Below are 17,146 nucleotides of genomic sequence, written 5' to 3'. Positions count from 1 at the left end.
GAGCAACCGTAGTATGCGTCAGCTTGTCGCCATCTCGCTCCAGCAGCGGGCGCTGGTCATTCTCATGTTCATCGTCTTCGTGGCGGTTGGCGCCTATAGCTTCCTCAAGCTGAACATCGAGGCCTATCCCGACCCGGTTCCGCCGCAGGTCGTGATCATCACGCAGAACCCCGGCGCCTCGGCCGAGGAGATCGAGCGCTACGTTTCCATCCCGGTCGAGCTCGCCATGGCGGGCCTGCCCAACATGAACTCCGTCCGCTCGACGAGCCTCTTCGGCCTCTCCGACGTGCGCGTACAGTTCACCTTCGCCTTCACCTATGAGCAGGCGCTGCAGCAGGTGCTGAACCGCCTCGCCACCCTGCGCGACCTGCCGGACGGCGCGAATCCGACCATCAGCCCGCTCTCGCCCATCGGCGAGATCATGCGTTACCGCGTGGTCGGCCCGCCCGGCTTCTCGTCCGACGATCTCAAGACGCTGCAGGAATGGGTGCTCGAGCGCCGCTTCAAGCGCGTGCCGGGCGTGGTGGACGTCACCAGCTTCGGCGGCCGCAGCAAGTCGTACAACGTGACGATCGACCTTTCCCGCCTCAACGCCTACGGGCTGCAGCTGCCGGCGGTGATCGAATCCGTCCGCTCGGGCAACAACACCGTCGGCGCGGGGACGATCAATATCGGCCCGCAGGCGGCCGTGGTGCAGGGGATCGGGCTGATCCGCAGCATCGAGGACATCCGCAACATCGTCCTCACCGCCTCGGCCGACGGCACGCCCGTGCTGCTCTCCGATGTCGCGGCCATCGAGATCGGCAGCCTGCCCCGCCTGGGCATCGCCGGTCATGAAGGCGACGACGACGTGGTGCTGGCCACGGTGCTGATGCGCCGCGGCGAGCAGACCCTGCCCACCATCCGCGGCGTCCAGCAGGAGGTCGAGCGGATCAATGCCGGCGGCGTGCTGCCGCCCGGCGTGCACGTGGTGCCCCTCTACGACCGCGAGGACCTGGTGAAGGTCGCCACCCACATGGTGGTGCACAACATCATCGTCGGCGTGGTGCTGATCCTGGTGATCCAGTGGCTCTTCCTGGGCGATCTGCGCGGCGCCGTGGTCGTCGCGGCGACCATTCCCTTCGCCTTCTTCTTCGCCGTGCTGGTGATCCTGGCGCGGGGCGAGAGCGCCAACCTGCTCTCCATCGGCGCGCTTGATTTCGGCCTGCTGGTGGATGCGACCATCATCATGGTCGAGAATATCTACCGCCACCTGGCGCTCGCCCGACGAAACCCGCATCTCTATGCGAATCCGCAGGCGGCGGGCGGGCTGTCGGGCATTTCGCTGACGGTGCTGCGCGCGGGCAGCGAGGTGGGCAAGCCCATCCTCTTCGCGCTGCTCATCGTCATCGTGGCCTTCATCCCGCTCTTCACGATGGGCGGCATCGAGGGGCGCATCTTCGGCCCGATGGCCAAGACGTATGCCTATGCCATCGGCGGCTCGCTGATCGCGGCCTTCACCATCGTGCCCGCGCTCTCCGCCGTGCTGCTGCGCGAGGACAGCCAGGAGCGCGACACGCCGCTCGTGCGCGCGCTGCGCTGGGCCCATGGCAAGATGTACGTCCTCGCCATGGCGGCGCGGGAATTCGCGCTGGTCGTCGCGGCGGTGCTCGTCGCGCTGTCCATCTTCGTGCTCTCGCATCTGGGCGCCGAGTTCCTGCCGACGCTGGAGGAGGGCAATCTCTGGGTCCGTGCCACCATGCCGGGCACCATCTCGCTGGAGGAAGGCAATCCCACCGTCCAGGGCATCCGCGCGACGCTGATGGAATTCCCCGAGGCGATCACCGTCACCTCGCAGCAAGGCCGCCCGGACGACGGCACGGATTCGGCCGGCTTCTTCAATGCCGAGTTCTTCGTCCCCCTGCGCGCGCCCGACCAGTGGACCACCGCGCACAACCGTGACGGCCTGGTCGCCGCCATCAACGAGCGACTGTCGCAGCGCTTCCTCGGCGTGCAGTTCAGCTTCGCCCAGGCCATCAGCGACAACGTGCAGGAGGCCGCCTCGGGGGTGAAGGGCGCCAATGCCATCAAGGTCTATGGCCCCGACCTCGACGTCCTGACGGCGCGCGCGGAGCAGATCCGCGTGCTGCTGACCCAGGTGCGCGGGCTGACGGACGTGGCGATCTTCCCCACGCTGGGGCAGCCGACCGTCTCCGTCACCATCGACCGGGCGCGCGCCGCGCGCTTCGGCCTGCAGGTGGACGACATCAACGAGGTGGTTCAGGCCGCCATCGGCGGGCGCGAGGCCGGTCGGCTCTACGAGCCGGGCGGGGACCGCAACTTCCCCATCACCGTGCGCATGGCCGCGCCGTATCGCAACACCATCGAGGCGATCCGCCGCATCCCCGTGGGCGGGGCGCGCGGCGCGACGCTGGCCGATGTCGCGGAAATCCGCCTCTCCTCCGGCACGGCCTATGTCTATCGCGAGGAGGGCACGCGCTACGTGCCCATCCGCTTCTCCGTGCGCGGCCGCGACCCGTCGAGCGCGGTGCAGGAGGCGCAGGCGCTCGTCGCGCGACAGGTCCAGCTGGAGCCGGGCTACCGGCTCGACTGGCTGGGCGAGTTCCGCAACCTGCAGGAGGCGGTGGCGCGGCTGCTGGGCATCGTGCCCGTCGCGCTCATGATCATCATGGTCCTGCTCTACGTGCAGTTCGGAAATGTGCGGGAGATGCTGCTCGTCATGGCGATGGTTCCCCTCTCGCTCGTCGGTGGCATCATGGCGCTGGGCGTGGCGGGGCTGAACTTCTCCGTGCCGGCGGCCATCGGCTTCCTGGCCCTCTTCGGCATCACGGTCATGGAGGGGATCATCATGCTCTCGCACTTTAATCACCTCCGGCATGAGGGCATGGCCTGGAAGCCCGCGCTGGACCAGTCCGGCCAGGATCGCCTGCGCCCGGTCTTCATGACCTGCTTCGCGAGCTTCTTCGGATTGCTGCCGATGGCGCTGGCCACCGGCATCGGCGCGGATGTGACCAAGCCGCTGGCGATCGTGGTGGTGGGCGGCATCGGCCTCGTGCCGATCTTCATCCTGGTGATCTTCCCGGCGCTGATCGACCGGCTGGGCCGTCCGGGCGACCTTGCCCGGCAGGAAGCGGCGCTGGCCGCACGACGCGAGAGGGCGGGACTTCCGGCATGAGACATTTCGTTGTTCTGGCGGCCCCCATCCTCGCGATGGTGTGCTCGGCCGCCCCGGCCCTGAGCCAGACGCCGGCCCGCGCCCCGGCCGCCGTTGGCGCCGGCATGCAGCCGCTTCCCTTGCCCGGCCAGACCCGCGTGCTGACCATGGGCGAGGCCGAGCGCCTGCTGATCGAGCGGAACCTGACCGTGATCGCCGCCCAGCGCGGCATCGACATCGCCCGCGCCCAGCGGCTCGTCGCCTCCTCCCTCCCGCCGGCCCAGCTCAGCGTCAGCAACATGCCCGGCGAGTTCAACGAGACCCAGCGCAACGGCATCCGGGGCGCGCGCTTCCATGGGCCGGACAACAACGTCAATGTCGGGCTGCAGGTTCTGGTGGAGCTCGGCGGCAAGCGCGAGCTGCGCACCCGCTACGCCAATGAGAACATCGCGGTGGCCGAGGCGCAGGTGCTCGATGCCCTGCGCAACCAGATCTTCGCGCTGCGCCAGAACTTCATCGCCGCTCTCGCCGCGCGCGCCAATCTCGAGGTCGCGCTGGCCAATCGCGGCAGCCTCGACCGCACCGAGGCGCTGCTGCGCCGCCAGCTCCAGGACGGCGCGCTGCCCGAGGGCGACCTGCTCCGCTTCCAGGCGAGCCGCGTGCCCTTCGAGGCCGACGTGACCACCGCCGCCCAGGCCTATGCCGCCGCGGTGGCGCAGGTGGCCGTGTCCCTGGCGCTCGACGCCGCCGCCTCCGTGCGGGCTCCGGGGCCGAGCCGCGACCCGATGCGCGTGGCCCTGCCGGCTCTGGCCATCGACGTGCGCGGCCGCTTCGACACCGTGCCCGATATCGGCGTCTCGCGCGGCACGCTGGGCGATGCGGTGCAGAGCCGCGCGGATGTGGTCGTGGCCTCGCGCCAGGCCTCGGCCGCCGGCGCCAATACCAGCCTTACGGAAGCGCAGCGCTGGCGCGACGTGACGGTCAATGGCGGTTGGGGACGTACGCGGCTCTCCCAGGACCTGCCGAACTCCGAGCAGCCCCTGATCGCCAGCAACCAGTTCACCCTCGGCCTGTCGGTGCCGCTGTTCACCAGCCGCATCACGCGCGGCAATATCGGCGCGGCCCAGGGCCAGCAGGCGCAGAGCGAGGCTCAGGCGCAGAACGCGCTGCTCCAGGCCCGTGCCGATTTCGCCACCGCCTGGTCCGCCTATGAGCAGGCGCGCGCCCTGCTGCGCCTCTACACCGGCGGCGCGCTGAGCCGAGCCGAGCTGGCCTATCGCAGCTCCGAACAGGCCTATCTCGCCGGCGGCCGCAACCTGCTCGATGTGCTGGACGCGCTGCGCACGCTGAACGCGACGCGGGTGGCGGCGAACAATGCGCGGGCGCAGTACCTGACCGCGCTGGCGCAGCTGGAATTCGCCACCGGTGTGGGCGGATTGTCGCCGCGCCTTTGAGGCAGCGTTCTTCTCCGGCCGGGGAAGAACTCGTCTGACGCGCAGACGGGGTTACTCCCATGACGCGGAATGCAGACCGGGTGTCCGATGAAGGCTTTGCCGTAAAGTCGCGCCGATTACTGGGAGAAGCGCTCGCTTCGGTTGTGAAAGCCTGACAGCCTGTGTTTCTCGGTTGTGGCGCCACGCGCCCCTTCCGCACAGACAGACGGGGCGTCGCATGCACACCATCCTGATGATCGGCGGCGGCCTTGTCCTGCTGGCGGGCCTCCACGTCGCGGGGCGCGCGGTCGATGCGCCGGCCACCACGCTGAAGCTCTTCCTGCTCATCTGGCTGGTCGTCACGGGGGTGAACATGTGGATCGGCGTCAGCCGCGCGGGCTATTCCGTGATGCAGGAGCTGCCGATCGCGCTGGTCGTCTTCGCGGTGCCGGCTTTGGTGGCGCTGGCGCTGCTCTGGCGACTCAGGAGCTGAGCTCGGCGGGGGCGCGGCCAGAACATCATCGCGGCCAGAGGCAGCAGCCAGACGACCCGCGCCTGATAGCGATGATGCGGCATCGAGAGCGCGCCGGTCGCCAGGGCATTGCCCGTGAGCCCGACGAGGAGGCAGAGCAGCAGCCCCAAGGCGCGCGGATCGCGCGTCCGATGCGCCCGCCGCCAGGCGAGCAGCACGAGGGGCGTTGCGAGCAGGAGCACGATCGAGAAGAGCGGATTGAACATCCGCCCGATCGGTTTCAGCGCGTCGCGCCCCTGCAGCGAGGCCTCGAACCGCGCGAGCTCGGCCGAGGGAAAGCCCTTCGCGATCTCCGACCCGGCGCTCATTCCCATATCGTGACGCGAGAGCGTGTCGCCGATCTGGTTGCGCCGGAGCTGGGCGACGAAGTTGGCGAGGCCGTTGCGCATCACCGCCAGCGGCTCGCGCCGCAGGGTTTCGGCGATGATCGCGCTGGCCTCGGGCGCCAGGATCATGCCGCCGAGGAAGATCGGCGTGCCGTCGGGTGCGCGGTTCACCGGGCTGTCCGGCATCCAGAGGAAGACGTCGGAATTGGTCGCGAGCCGTCCGGCGAAGGCGCAGAGATACCAGCCGGATTCGGGGCAGCGCGCCGCGATGGTGCGCGCGCCCGGCCCGTCCGCGATCAGCCGCGCGAGGAGAAAGGTGCTGCCATAGGGCGAGAGCGCCAGCCGCCCATGCCCGACGAGGTTGGTGCCGAGCAGCAGCGACACCGCCCCCGCCAGTGGAACTGCCACGCGCAGGACGGCGCCCCCTCCGGCGCGGAGCATCGCGGCGAGCACGACCAGCGCGAAGATCACCGGCAGGTTGGACAGATGCGCGGCCGTCGCCACGCTGCCCAGCAGGATCAGCCAGGCGCGCTCGGCGCGGCCCAGCCGGTCCCATCCCCAGCCGAGCAGAGCCGCGCAGAGCACGGCGACCGGCGTCAGGATGTCGGGCATCACCAGCGCGACCGACCAGGGCGCGGCGGTGAGGAGGGCCAGCGCCGCGCAGACCGCCACATGTCGCCACGCCGTCGCGCGCCCCAGCACCCGCGCCAGCAGCCAGACGAGATGCGAGACGATCACCCCCTGCGCGACCACCGTGCCCCAGAGCGTGACGTGCTGGTGGAAGACCCAGGCGAAGGGCCCGTAGATCCAGGGCTTGTCCCAGATCATCAGCGGCTGGACCGTCTGCGCCAGGAAGGCGCCGCTGTCGCTGAAGAGGAGGGGGATAGCCGTTCAGGAAAGCCGGCCAGATGAGCAGCAGGCCGCCCGCGAGGACGGCCAGGGCGGCACTCACCACCGATCGGCCGCGGCGTCGTCCCCGGCCTTGGCCTCGACCCAGCGCGTCTCGCCGGAGGCGAATTCCTCGCGCTTCCAGAAGGGCGCCTTGGTCTTCAGCCAGTCGATCAGGAAGGCGCAGGCTTCGAGGGCCGCCGCGCGATGCGCGCTCGCCGTCAGCACCAGCACGATGGGCGCGCCCGGCTCCAGCCGGCCGACCCGATGGATAACGGTGCAGCCGGTCAGCGGCCAGCGCTTCTGCGCCTCGTCGACGAGGCGGCCCATGGCCCGCTCCGTCATCGCCGGATAATGCTCGAGCACGAGGGCGCCGAGCGCGTCGTCGGCGCGGCACAGCCCCACGAAGCTCGCGATGGCGCCCACATCCGTGCGGCCCTGCGACAGCAGCGCGGATTCCGCCGCGAGGTCGAAGGGCGCTTCCTGCACGGCGATGCGGGCCATGGTCAGCCGCCCGTGACGGGGGGGAAGAAGGCGACCTCGTCGCGATCGGCGACGGCATCCCCGGCGGTGGCGAAGTCCTGGTTCACCGCCGCGCGGATCGCGGAAGGATTGGCGAAGGCCTCGGCATGGCGCGGGCTCAGCGAGGCGACATGCCGCATCAGGGCGCCGATGGTGCGGACGTCCTCGGGCAGCGCGATCTCCTCCCCCGCCGCTCCGACCTTCTCCCGAACCCAGGCGAAATAGAGCAGCTGCATGGGATCAGCGCGGCGTCGGAACCTGCTGGACGTCGCCGCCCGGGCCGATGATCGTGGTGGTGTTGCCGTCGCGGATGGCGACGCCCGAGCCCTGGGGCGAGATCGTCGTCTGCACGCGGCTGCTGCCGCCGGTGGTGGTGACCGGACCCTGGGGCGTGAAGATCGTCTGGCCGTCGACGCGGGGCGCGTCGGTACGGTTCGCGCGCGGCGGCAGGGCCGGCGGCGGATCGAAGGCGGGCTGGGGCGGTATTCCGGTCACGACGGGATCGGCCGGGGCGGCGCTGCCGCGGGCGCGGCGAGGGGGCGGAATCTCCTCGCCGGTGCGGAAGCCGCGCAGGGCCTCTTCGGGATTGGCGAGGGTGGCGCGCGGCGCCTCCTCGCGCGGCCAGACGTCGCCGGGCTCGGTCCGCAGGGCCGGGAGCACCTCGGCCGTGCCGCGATTCTGGATGCGCTGAACCGTCAGGCTGTCCGTGGGCATGGCGGGGCGCATGCCGCCCCAGCTCGGCCCATAGCTCTGGGACATCCAGCCCGTCGTCGAGGCGAAGCCCGACTCGAACCGCGCGCAGCCGGACAAGGCCATGCCGAGACCCAGCAAGAGCACCGCTTTCGGTCCCGAACTCATCAACCGCATCATCAAACTCCCGAAACCCCGTCGCAATGCAACATGCGCTCAGGTGCCCACAGTCTCAAGGTCTCGCCCCGGGACCCTTCGTCGAATCCATCGCTGCGGCAGCCTCGCGCTCCGAGACGTGATGTAGGCCGGCAATCCAATAATCCCAGCCCGTCACAAGCGTGAGACCCGCTGCAGTCCAGAGCATGATTTCCCCGATCAGCGAGACCGGCAGGAATCCGAGGCCCACGACCTGCGCGCCACTGTCGCCGGCAATGAGCGTGCCGAGCGCGCCCATCTGAAAACCGGTCTTCCACTTGGCGAGCGACGTCACGGGAAGGCCGACATTCAACCCGGCCAGATATTCGCGCAGGCCCGAGACCAGGATCTCACGCAGCATGATCACGATCGCCGGCAGCAGTGACCAGTTGGGCAGGCGCCCGAAGCCGGCCAGCAGCATCAGCGCCGCGCCGACCAGCAGCTTATCGGCGATCGGGTCCAGCATGCGACCGAAATCGGAGACGATCTTGCGGTTCCGCGCGATCTTGCCGTCGAAATAATCGGTGATGCCGGCCGCGCCGAAGACGACGCATGCGGCGAAGTCCGCCCAGGGCGCGCTGATCGCGACGCAAAGGACCAGAAGGGGGATCGCCAGGATCCGCGAGATGGTCAGGAGGTTTGGAAGGTCGGTCGGCACGGCCCCTATGTAGCTTGCCCTGAGCCAGGGTGGAAATGCTGGTGAATCCGGCGGGCCAGGGCGGGGCCGACGCCGGGGCATTGGGCGAGGTCCTGCTCGCCCGCATTGCGCACGCCGCGCGCCGATCCGAAGTGATTCAGCAGCTCGCGCTTCACCTTGGGGCCGACGCCGGGGACGTCGTCGAGCTCCGAACGGGTGAGCGCCTTGGCCCGGCCGGCGCGGTGGGTGTTGATGGCGAAGCGGTGCGCCTCGTCGCGAAGTCGTTGCAAATAGTAGAGAACCGGGTCGCGCGGGGGCAGCTGGAAGGCCTCGCGGCCGGCCATGTGGAACCATTCGCGCCCGGCATCGCGGTCCACGCCCTTGGCGATGCCGACCAGCGGGACGTCGTCCAGGCCGAGGCCGGCCATGATCTCGCGCGCCGAGGAAAGCTGGCCGATGCCGCCGTCGATCACCACCAGGTCGGGCCAGCCGGGCTCGGCGCGGGCGGGGTCTTCCTTCAGGGCGCGGCCGAATCGGCGCTCCAACACCTCGCGCATCATCGCGAAGTCGTCGCCCGGCGTGAGCTGCGACTTGATGCTGAACTTGCGATAGGCGCCCTTGTTGAAGCCGTTCGGCCCGCCGACGATCATCGCGCCATAGGCGTTGGTGCCCATGATGTGGCTGTTGTCATAGACCTCGATGCGCTCCGGGCGCTCCGGCAGGTCGAAGAGCTTCTGCACCCCGTCCAGCAGCTGTCCCTGGGCGGTGGATTCGGCGAGCCGCCGTTCCAGCGCCTCGCGGGCATTGGTCTCGGCATGCTGGACGACGTCGCGCTTGTCGCCGCGCTGGGGGCGATGGAGTTCCACCTTGCGGCCGGCCTTCAGGGCCAGGGCCTCGGCGATCAGCGGCGCCTCCTCGACCTCGTGGCTGAGCAGGACCAGGGGCGGAGGCGGCAGGTCGTCGTAGAGCTGGGCGAGGAAGCTGCCCATCACCTCCTCGGGGGTGATGTCGGTGCGGGCATGGGTGAGGAAGTAGGGCCGGTTGCCGTTGTTGCGGCCGCCACGGAAGAAGAAGACCTGCACGCAGGACTGCCCGGCCGCCATGTGCAGCGCCACCACGTCGGCATCGCCCACGCCGTCCATGTTGATGCGGCTGTTGCCCTGGATCTGGGTGAGGCCGCGGATGCGGTCGCGCAGCGAGGCCGCGCGCTCGAATTCCAGGGCCTCGGCCGCCTGTTCCATCTCGGCGGCCAGGCGCTTCTGGATGGTCGGCACCTCGCCGGCGAGGAACTGCTTCGCCTCGGTGACCAGCGCGCCGTATTCCTCCCTGGAGACACGTTCGACGCAGGGCGCCGAGCAGCGCTTGATCTGGAAAAGCAGGCAGGGCCGGTCGCGCGTCTCGAAGACCGTGTCGCGGCAGGTGCGCAGCAGGAAGACCCGCTGCAGGGCCGTGATGGTCTGGTTCACCGCCCAGACGCTGGCGAAGGGGCCGTAATAGGCCGCGCCCTTGCGGCGCTCGCCCCGGTGCTTGGCGATCTGCGGGAAGGGGTGGTCGTCGCTGACCAGCAGCCAGGGATACGACTTGTCGTCGCGCAGGACGATGTTGTAGCGCGGCCGCAGCTTCTTGATGAGGTTGGCTTCGAGCAGCAGCGCCTCGACCTCGGAGGAGGTGGTGATGACCTCCAGGCGGCGGGTCTCGAACACCATGCGGCGCAGTCGCTCGGGCAGGCGCGCGGTCTGGGTGTAGCTGGTGACGCGCTTGCGCAGCGCCCGCGCCTTGCCGACGTAGAGCGCGTCGCCCTTGCCATCGAGCATGCGGTAGACGCCGGGCGACAGCGGCAGCGACGGGAGCGCCGCCTCGATCACGGCCAGGCCGTTCGTTTCCGTCTTGGGCTCGGAGCGGTCGTCAGGGCCTTCCATGCGCGATGGCATATCGGTCGGGGGTGGTTCGCTCAAGGCTTGGAACTATCCCCGATCCCTGTGGATAAAGCTGTGGGAGACAAGGTGCCCATGGCGGCAACCTCGGCCTTTATCCTGGGGTTAGGTCGATATGCCTGAATCGAAAGCATTTTTCTAACAGGCTGGTTTAATTGGATTTCTTCGTTTCACCTCTTTGCTCAGAGGTTGGAATGTGGAGAATCTGTTGCAGAATCAAGGCTTCCCGTACTCGCTTCCGGAGCGGTGGATGAATCTGAGCCGCGACAAGCGAGTTTGCTTGACTCTGCCTTCCAGGCCGGGGGTGGTGCCGGAAAACGGCCCTTGTCAAAAAATGGTAGCTTTAGCGTCCCGCAACCTGAATGCCGCCCCGCAGGATCGTCATGGATGGTCCGGTTTCCGCTCGGGAGGCCCGTTTTTCCCCAACGGTGATTCTATCCCCGATCTTTGTGGGTAAGGCTGTGGGACACAGCGCCGGAGGCAGCGGAACGCCACGGATGAACTGGCATTTAATCGATGTGCTGAAATACCGGGCACCGCTGCAACGCGATGATCCGGACGGGATAAGAGCGCGGAACAGAAAGGGATCATCCGAAATCGGGCGCGGATGATCCAGACAAATCCAGGTCAGCCCCCGGAATTTGTCAGGGCTGGGCCGGGCGCGACTCCTCCTGCCCGTGGCTTGACGTGCCGCGGCCCCCAGAGTCCCGCGCTGGCGCGATGGCAGCGACGTCGGTCGGCCCCGCCAGCCATGCGCTTGGCGCGGTCGGTCGGGAAAACCAGCGATCTATCCCCCGTTTCTGTGGGTAAGCTTGTGGGGCATGCCGCCCCAGGCGCCGCAATGCGGCCTCAGCCCTGGGTTTGAATCGATCTGCCGGATATGCGGGCAGCCGAGCCCATGCATGATCCCGGCGCCGCGCCGACACGGCATCGATCCCGACGGAAGTGCCAGGACCGGCGCGATCACGCGTGGATCAGGGATTTTGCCAAGGCGCTTTCCTGCGCAACGACCTATGCGGAAGCATTTGGCAGCACGAGAAAAACTGTCCCCGAAGCCTGTGGATAACCCTGTGGGCATGGTGGTGACAGCCGGTGTAAAGCGGCGGTTACACTGCGCTTTCCAGAGACTGAGCGATTTTCGGGCAATGGTTTAAGCCATTGATCTTGCCCGAATAAAAAATCACGCCGCGGCGGCGGGACTCGGCGGGGTCGGCGAAAAATCCCGACGAATCAAGGATCACCGCGACCGAAGGCTGCGGTGGATAAAATCCAGGACTGGTGAATCCGCGCTTGACTCGGTCTGAGCCGCGGGCCGCGGAAGGCTACTCGCGGCTCCGCTCGATCGTCACGCCAACCGTTTCGGTATCCGCGAAGGCGTCGGGCTTCTCGATCGAGACCCGCGCCGTCCGGACCCGGGGATCCTCCATGGCGGCGGCGGCGATGGTCTCGGCCAGGGTCTCCACCAGCAGCACATGCCCGCGCGCCACGGCCTCGCGGGCGGCGTGGACGACACGCTCGTAGTTCACGACGCGGCCGAGGTCGTCGGGGCCGATGCCCACCTCCGCGCTCTCATCCACCACCGCGAGGTCGATATGCACCCGGATGCGCTGCGGCCCGAGCTTCTCATGCGCATAGACGCCCAGGCGCGCCTGCAACTCCAGCCCGCGGACGAAAACCTGCCGGAGCTTGAGAATGCCGTTCGAGGGCAGGGGAAGGGGCGGGGTCACGCCGTTCATGTCAGGTTCCGATGCACAGCAGCGCGTGTTGCGGCGCAACATAGTCCGCGCCGGTCATTCCGCCATCCCCCCGGCGCCGCCGCCGGGCGCCCATTGCAGATGCTGGCCCCCGTCGAGGGTGAGGATCTGCCCGGTGATCGAGGGCAACGCCACCAGCGCCACCACGGCCGCGCCGATCTCCGCCGGGGTGGTGCCGCGCTGAAGCGGGACCGAGGCGCATTGGCGCTCGAACTGGGCTGCCGTCTGGCGGGGGCTGGGCAGGGTCGGGCCGGGGCCAATGCCGTTCACGCGGATGCGGGGCGCCAAAGCGAGGGCCATCTGCTGGGTCAGGGCCCAGAGCCCGGCCTTGGAGACGGTATAGGTCACGAAATGCGGCGTCAGCGAGAGCACGCGCTGGTCCAGCATGTTGATCACCACGCCCTCGGCCGGCGCTTGCAGGGCGCGGGCGAAGTCCTGGATGAGGACGAAGGGTGCGCGGAGATTGGGCTCCAGATGCGCGTCCCAGCCCTCGCGGGTGGCGTCGTCCCATTCGTCGCGCTCGAAGGCGCTGGCATTGTTCACCAGCACGCCAACGGGACCGAGCTCGGCGCGCACGCGGGGCAGCAGCGCGGCGACCTCGGCCTCGCGCATGAGGTCGGCCTGGAAGATGGCGCAGCGCCGGCCCAGGCGCGCGATCTCGCCGGCCAGCGCCCCGGCCTCCTCGACCGAGCTGTTGTAATGGAGGGCCAGGTCGAAGCCCGCCTCGGCCAGAGCGAGGGCGATGGCACGGCCCAGCCGCTTCGCGCCCCCGGTGACGAGGGCGACGCGCGGAATGTCTTCGCGGATGGGGAGGAGGCTCACCTCGCCTTCCTGCGGTCTCAGGCGGCGTTCGGCAAGAGCATCGCCGTGTAGCCGCCGCGCGCGACGCCGGCCAGCGCCTCGGCCACGCGGGGATCGGTGAGGGCGGCGAGCTCGCCGGCGTAGTCGTAGCCTGGAGCGCTGCCGGGGAATCCGCCGGACGTCGCGGGATGGAAATAGAGCTCCGTCACGCCCTCGGGCAGGTGCGGCAGCACGCCGAGCAGCCGCTCGGCGGTGAAATGGCCCGACCAGGCGAGGCCGACCACGCGATCGGGCGCGACCATCCCCAGTCTCGCGGCGCGGCGGCGCAGCACGCGGCACCAGGGGCGGATCGCCCATTCGCCCGTGCCGGGGGCATCGGCCTCCACCGCGCGGACGAGGTGACCCGGCTCCCAGGGCAGGCGCAGGCAGGGCACCCCGGCCGCGGCGCGCATCAGGGCGGCGGCGATGTTCGGATGCAGGTGGTAGTGCTTGTGGGCGTTCACATGGTCGCAAACGAGGCCGGTCTCGCGGAAGCGCGCCACCTGGGCGGCAACCTCGGCCACCAGCTCGGCGCGGGCCGCGCGCGAGATCGCGAGCGTCAGCCCCATCCCGGCCATGTCGTCGCGGAAGCGGCCGTTCTTCTGGGTCAGCGCGGGGATGCGCGCGGCAGGGAGGGTGGGCACGCCATCCGTCAGCGTCAGGTGCAGCCCGACCGCGAGGTCCGGATTGGCGCGGGCCACCCGCACGCCTTCCTCGAAGCCGGCCTCGCCGGTCATGAGGCTGGCCGCGGTCAGCACGCCCTCGCGATGGGCGCGCTCGATGCCCTCATTGGTCTCGGCGGCGAGGCCGAGGTCGTCGGCATTGAGGATGAGGCGCCTCATCGCGCGTCCTCGACCATCTCGCCCTTAGGGCCGATGCGGTAGTTGCGGCCCCGCCAGGCGACCTTTCCCCGCGCCAGGGCGGTCAGCCAGAGGGCGAAGGAGAGCAGGTCGCGCGCCGGCAGCCAGGCCCAGCGCCGCCATCCGCCGGTCACGCCCAGCGAGGAATCGACGCCCGAGGCCAAAGCGAGGCGCGCCGCCAGCGCGATCGCCAGCGCGCCCAGCGTCCAGAAGCCCGGTGCGACGAGGAGCGCGAGCAGCGCCCAGGGCAGGGGATGGGTGAGGCCGAGGCCCAGAAATCCCGGAAAATTCAGCAGCCGCAGGGTCCGCGCCCAGCGCAGCTCATGCGCCCAGAGCGCGCCGAGCGTCGGCTCATGCATCACATGCACCGGGATGACCGGCGAAATTTCGACGCGCAGCCCAAGTCCGCGCACTGCCGCGCCCAGCGCATGGTCGTCGGCGAGCAGCGGCAGCAGGGGTTCGAAGCCGCCGATCCGCTCCAGGGTGTCGCGCCGCAGGGCCATGGTCGCGCCATAACAGCCCTGGGCCTTGCCGAGGCTTTCGCCCAAGGCGGCATTGGGCAGGAAGTGCCAGTCGATCCCCAGCGCGGCCAGGTGCGACCAGGGGCCCCCATCGGCCGCCTCGCCGCGATAGAGGCAGGTGACGAGGCCGGTGGCGGGATCGGCCAGGGGGGCGGTCACGGCCGTCAGCCATTCGGGCGGGCAGCGCATATCGGCATCGGCGACGACCAGCGCGCCGTGCTCGGCCCCGGCCGCCAGATGGACGAGCTGCGAGACTTTGCGATTGGCGCCCAGCACGGCGCCGCCGGCCAGGAAGCAGGAGGGGGTCGGGCTTGCCGCCATGGCCGCCTCGGCGACAGGCCGCGCCGCATCGGCGGGGTCGGCGGCGCCGAAGCGCACCTCCCAGGAGGCGGCGTGGGACTGCCCCAGCGTCGCGGCGAGGTTCGCGGCCAGGCCAGGCTCATCGCCGTGCAGCGGCTTGAGCACGCTGGCGGCCAAAGCCGGGCCCGCCGGGGCGGGGGTGGCGGCGAGGCGGCGCAGCGCGCGGCGCGCGGCGAAGGCCTGGCCGGCGCCGGCCAGCGCCAGAAGCATGGGAGGGATCGCGAACCAGGACACATGTGGGATATCGCGCAGGCCGGGGCGCTGCGGTAGTGTCCCGCGCGTGAAACGCTCCGCTTCCACCCTGCTTCTGGCTTTGGGCCTTGCTCTCTCGGCCTGCGCCGGACCGACCGCCACCGATCCGCGCGACCCCTGGGAAGCGACCAATCGCGAGATCTTCGACTTCAACCTGCGCCTCGACGATGCGGCCATCCGTCCCGTGGCCTCGGCCTATCACGATGGAGTTCCCGATGGCATGCGAACGGCCATCCGCAATTTCCTGAGCAATCTGAACGAGCCGGTGGTCTTCGCGAACAATGTCCTGCAGCTGCGTCTGCTGGATGCCGGCCACACCCTGATGCGCTTTTACATCAACACGGTCGGCGGCGGGCTCGGCTTCTTCGACATCGCCACGCCCAACGGGCTCACGCGGCGCTCGGGCGATTTCGGGCAGACGCTCTATAGCTGGGGCGTGCCGGACGGTCCCTTCCTCATGCTGCCGATCATGGGCCCCACGGTGATCCGCGACGCCATCGGGGACGGGATCGACGCGGCGGCCAATCCGATCGGGCTGCTGACCGGCTCCATCTTCGCCAGCGCCCCGGCCCATATCATCGGCGCGTCGCGCGGCGCGCTGAGCGGCATCGACCTGCGCGCCGAGAACATCGACACGCTGGACGCGCTGCGGGCCGACAGCCTCGATTTCTACGCCCGGCTGCGCAGCGTCACCCGCCAGCGCCGCGATGCCGAGCTCGGCCGCGTGGACACGCCCGAAGGCGCGACGATCGTGCCGCTGGACGATCCGGGCGCGGAGCCCCCATCCGGGGCGGCCATGCCGGGCACGGCGGCCGCAGTGCCCGCGGAGCTGCCGGGCATCCATGTCACGGCGCCGCCGACGGCACGGCGGGGCCGGGCGCGCGAGCGGACGCCCGATCCCGCCTGGGCGCGCAACATGCCGCCGGGCGCGCGCTTCTAGAGAAATTCCGATCAGGCTGCCGCGCCTGATCGGGCGAGGATGCCCGAGGCCAACAGGCCAGAGCTGTTGAAGCGAGCCCGTTCGACTCGGAAGAAGCTCCAGCGCCTCAGCGCAGCTGGAAGCGGATGGGCACCTCGATCCAGGATTCGATCCGCTGCCCATCGCGGCTTGACGGCTCGAAGGACCAGCGCCGGACGGCGGCGAGCGCGGCGCCGTCCAGGATGTCATGGCCGCTGGAGCGGTGCAGGCGCACCTCCCTGGTCTCGCCATCCGTGCCGACCAGGGCGCGGATGAGGGCGGTGCCGGTGATCCCGCGTTCGCGCGCGACGAGCGGATAGTCCGGCGGCGTGGGCGTTCGGCGGAAGCGCGGATTCGTGACGACAGGCGGGCCGGAGGGCACGACGGGCGCGGCGGGGGCGGGGGCCGCCGCGGGGGCGGTGGGCGCCGCATGGGATGGCGCGGGCGCGGCCCGCCGCTCGCGCGGAGGCTGCGGCGGACGAGGACGAGGAGCCGGCGGCAGAGGGGGCGCGACGGCCTCGGGGCGGATCGGCGGAGGTGGTTCAGGCGGGGGCGGTTCGACCGGTGGCGGGGGGGGCTCCGGCTCGGGAGGCGGCGGCTCGGATTCGGGCTCTGCCTCGGGGGCTGCGGCCGCGGCCTCGGGGGCCTGGGTCGCCACCGATTCCAGCGTGAGCTCGATCGCCATCGGTTCCTCCGCGCGTTGGGGCTCGCGCGAGGTGGCCGCCCAGGCCAGCAGCCCAAAGCCCGCCAGGTGCAGCGCCAGCGCGCCGGCCAGCGCCGCCGGATGGATCGCCGGGCCGGGGGCCGGGGCCGCCGTGACGGCCGGGCCGGCCGGAGAGGCGAGGGCCGCGTCGAACATCAGCGCGCCGGCTGTTCGGCGAGCAGCGCGACCCGCGAGAAGCCGGCGGCCGAGACCGCGCCCATCGCCGCCAGCACGTCGCCATAGGCGAGGCCGCGATCGGCGCGGACCTGCACCGTGCGGTCGGTACCGGCGGCGGCCAGCACGCGCATCCGCGCCGTCAGCGTGCCCGCCTCGATCGGCTCGTCGCGCAGGAAGGCGTTTCCTTCCCGGTCGAGGGTGAGGACGATGGGCTCGGTCGGCGGCGTGGCCGGCGCGGCGGCGGCGCTGGGCAGCTGCACCGGCACGGCGGAGAGCATGAGCGGCGCAGCGACCATGAAGACGATCAGCAGCACGAGCATCACGTCCACGAAAGGCGTCACGTTGATCTCCGAGAGGGGCAGGGCGCCCGCCTCGTCATCGCCTTGCGGCAATCCGGCCATCGCCATGGC

At 70.2% G+C, this 17,146-nt stretch carries 16 protein-coding genes; 4 read left to right on the top strand and 12 right to left on the bottom strand.

The features are described 5' to 3' along the window. Nucleotides 1-13: 13 nt before the first annotated feature. From ACO057_RS13250 to ACO057_RS13240, 3 genes are all read left to right on the top strand, one after another. Nucleotides 14-3,175 (top strand): efflux RND transporter permease subunit, encoded by a 3,162-nt coding sequence (locus ACO057_RS13250; protein WP_421992429.1) that lies wholly within the window; start codon nt 14-16, stop codon nt 3,173-3,175. Next, nucleotides 3,172-4,608, top strand: coding sequence for a TolC family protein (locus ACO057_RS13245; RefSeq protein ID WP_421992427.1), 1,437 nt, complete (start codon nt 3,172-3,174; stop codon nt 4,606-4,608). The genes ACO057_RS13250 and ACO057_RS13245 overlap by 4 nt, the downstream gene beginning before the upstream one ends. A 217-nt stretch (nt 4,609-4,825) precedes the next feature. Beyond that, nucleotides 4,826-5,080 (top strand): hypothetical protein, encoded by a 255-nt coding sequence (locus tag ACO057_RS13240; protein WP_421992425.1) that lies wholly within the window; start codon nt 4,826-4,828, stop codon nt 5,078-5,080. Here ACO057_RS13240 and ACO057_RS13235 read toward each other — a convergent pair. The 10 genes from ACO057_RS13235 to hpnI all read right to left on the bottom strand — a co-directional run bounded on the left by ACO057_RS13235 (nt 4,987) and on the right by hpnI (nt 14,880). Continuing rightward, a complete protein-coding gene (locus ACO057_RS13235; RefSeq protein WP_421992423.1) occupies nt 4,987-6,273 on the bottom strand; it encodes a hypothetical protein in 1,287 nt (428 codons plus the stop codon). The genes ACO057_RS13240 and ACO057_RS13235 overlap by 94 nt on opposite strands. A gap of 120 nt (nt 6,274-6,393) precedes the next feature. Beyond that, a complete protein-coding gene (locus ACO057_RS13230; protein ID WP_421992421.1) occupies nt 6,394-6,837 on the bottom strand; it encodes a molybdenum cofactor biosynthesis protein MoaE in 444 nt (147 codons plus the stop codon). Nucleotides 6,838-6,839: 2 nt separating this feature from the next. Further along, a complete protein-coding gene (gene moaD / locus ACO057_RS13225; RefSeq protein WP_421992419.1) occupies nt 6,840-7,091 on the bottom strand; it encodes a molybdopterin converting factor subunit 1 in 252 nt (83 codons plus the stop codon). Between the two features lie 4 nt (nt 7,092-7,095). Then, nucleotides 7,096-7,713, bottom strand: coding sequence for a hypothetical protein (locus ACO057_RS13220; protein ID WP_421992417.1), 618 nt, complete (start codon nt 7,711-7,713; stop codon nt 7,096-7,098). Nucleotides 7,714-7,777: 64 nt separating this feature from the next. Continuing rightward, nucleotides 7,778-8,398, bottom strand: coding sequence for a CDP-diacylglycerol--glycerol-3-phosphate 3-phosphatidyltransferase (pgsA, locus tag ACO057_RS13215; RefSeq protein ID WP_421992415.1), 621 nt, complete (start codon nt 8,396-8,398; stop codon nt 7,778-7,780). A 5-nt stretch (nt 8,399-8,403) separates the two neighbouring features. Beyond that, nucleotides 8,404-10,296, bottom strand: coding sequence for an excinuclease ABC subunit UvrC (gene uvrC, locus ACO057_RS13210; RefSeq protein WP_421992413.1), 1,893 nt, complete (start codon nt 10,294-10,296; stop codon nt 8,404-8,406). A 1,337-nt stretch (nt 10,297-11,633) separates the two neighbouring features. Next, entirely contained in the window at nt 11,634-12,047 is a 414-nt protein-coding gene (folB, locus tag ACO057_RS13205) for a dihydroneopterin aldolase (protein WP_421992411.1), read from the bottom strand. Between the two features lie 54 nt (nt 12,048-12,101). Then, a complete protein-coding gene (locus ACO057_RS13200) occupies nt 12,102-12,887 on the bottom strand; it encodes an SDR family oxidoreductase (RefSeq protein ID WP_421992409.1) in 786 nt (261 codons plus the stop codon). A gap of 17 nt (nt 12,888-12,904) precedes the next feature. Beyond that, a complete protein-coding gene (gene hpnK, locus ACO057_RS13195) occupies nt 12,905-13,747 on the bottom strand; it encodes a hopanoid biosynthesis-associated protein HpnK (protein ID WP_421992407.1) in 843 nt (280 codons plus the stop codon). Continuing rightward, nucleotides 13,744-14,880, bottom strand: a complete 1,137-nt coding sequence (gene hpnI / locus ACO057_RS13190) for a bacteriohopanetetrol glucosamine biosynthesis glycosyltransferase HpnI (RefSeq protein ID WP_421992405.1) — start codon at nt 14,878-14,880, stop codon at nt 13,744-13,746. Before hpnI ends, hpnK begins: the two co-directional genes overlap by 4 nt. 46 nt (nt 14,881-14,926) lie before the next feature. Between hpnI and ACO057_RS13185 the strand changes: the two genes are divergently transcribed. After that, a complete protein-coding gene (locus tag ACO057_RS13185) occupies nt 14,927-15,838 on the top strand; it encodes an MlaA family lipoprotein (RefSeq protein WP_421992403.1) in 912 nt (303 codons plus the stop codon). Between the two features lie 106 nt (nt 15,839-15,944). Here the strand turns inward: ACO057_RS13185 and ACO057_RS13180 are convergent, their stop codons facing one another. Together ACO057_RS13180 and ACO057_RS13175 are read right to left on the bottom strand one after the other, a co-directional pair. Further along, a complete protein-coding gene (locus ACO057_RS13180; protein WP_421992401.1) occupies nt 15,945-16,715 on the bottom strand; it encodes an energy transducer TonB in 771 nt (256 codons plus the stop codon). Then, complete coding sequence (locus tag ACO057_RS13175; RefSeq protein WP_421992399.1) at nt 16,715-17,143, bottom strand: biopolymer transporter ExbD; 429 nt, start codon at nt 17,141-17,143, stop codon at nt 16,715-16,717. Before ACO057_RS13175 ends, ACO057_RS13180 begins: the two co-directional genes overlap by 1 nt. Nucleotides 17,144-17,146 lie beyond the last annotated feature (3 nt).

The sequence above is a fragment of the Roseococcus sp. genome (genome assembly GCF_965227005.1).
Lineage (GTDB): Bacteria > Pseudomonadota > Alphaproteobacteria > Acetobacterales > Acetobacteraceae > Roseococcus.
Note: the sequence above shows the minus strand (reverse complement) of the source record. Positions and strands in the feature narration are given on the sequence as shown.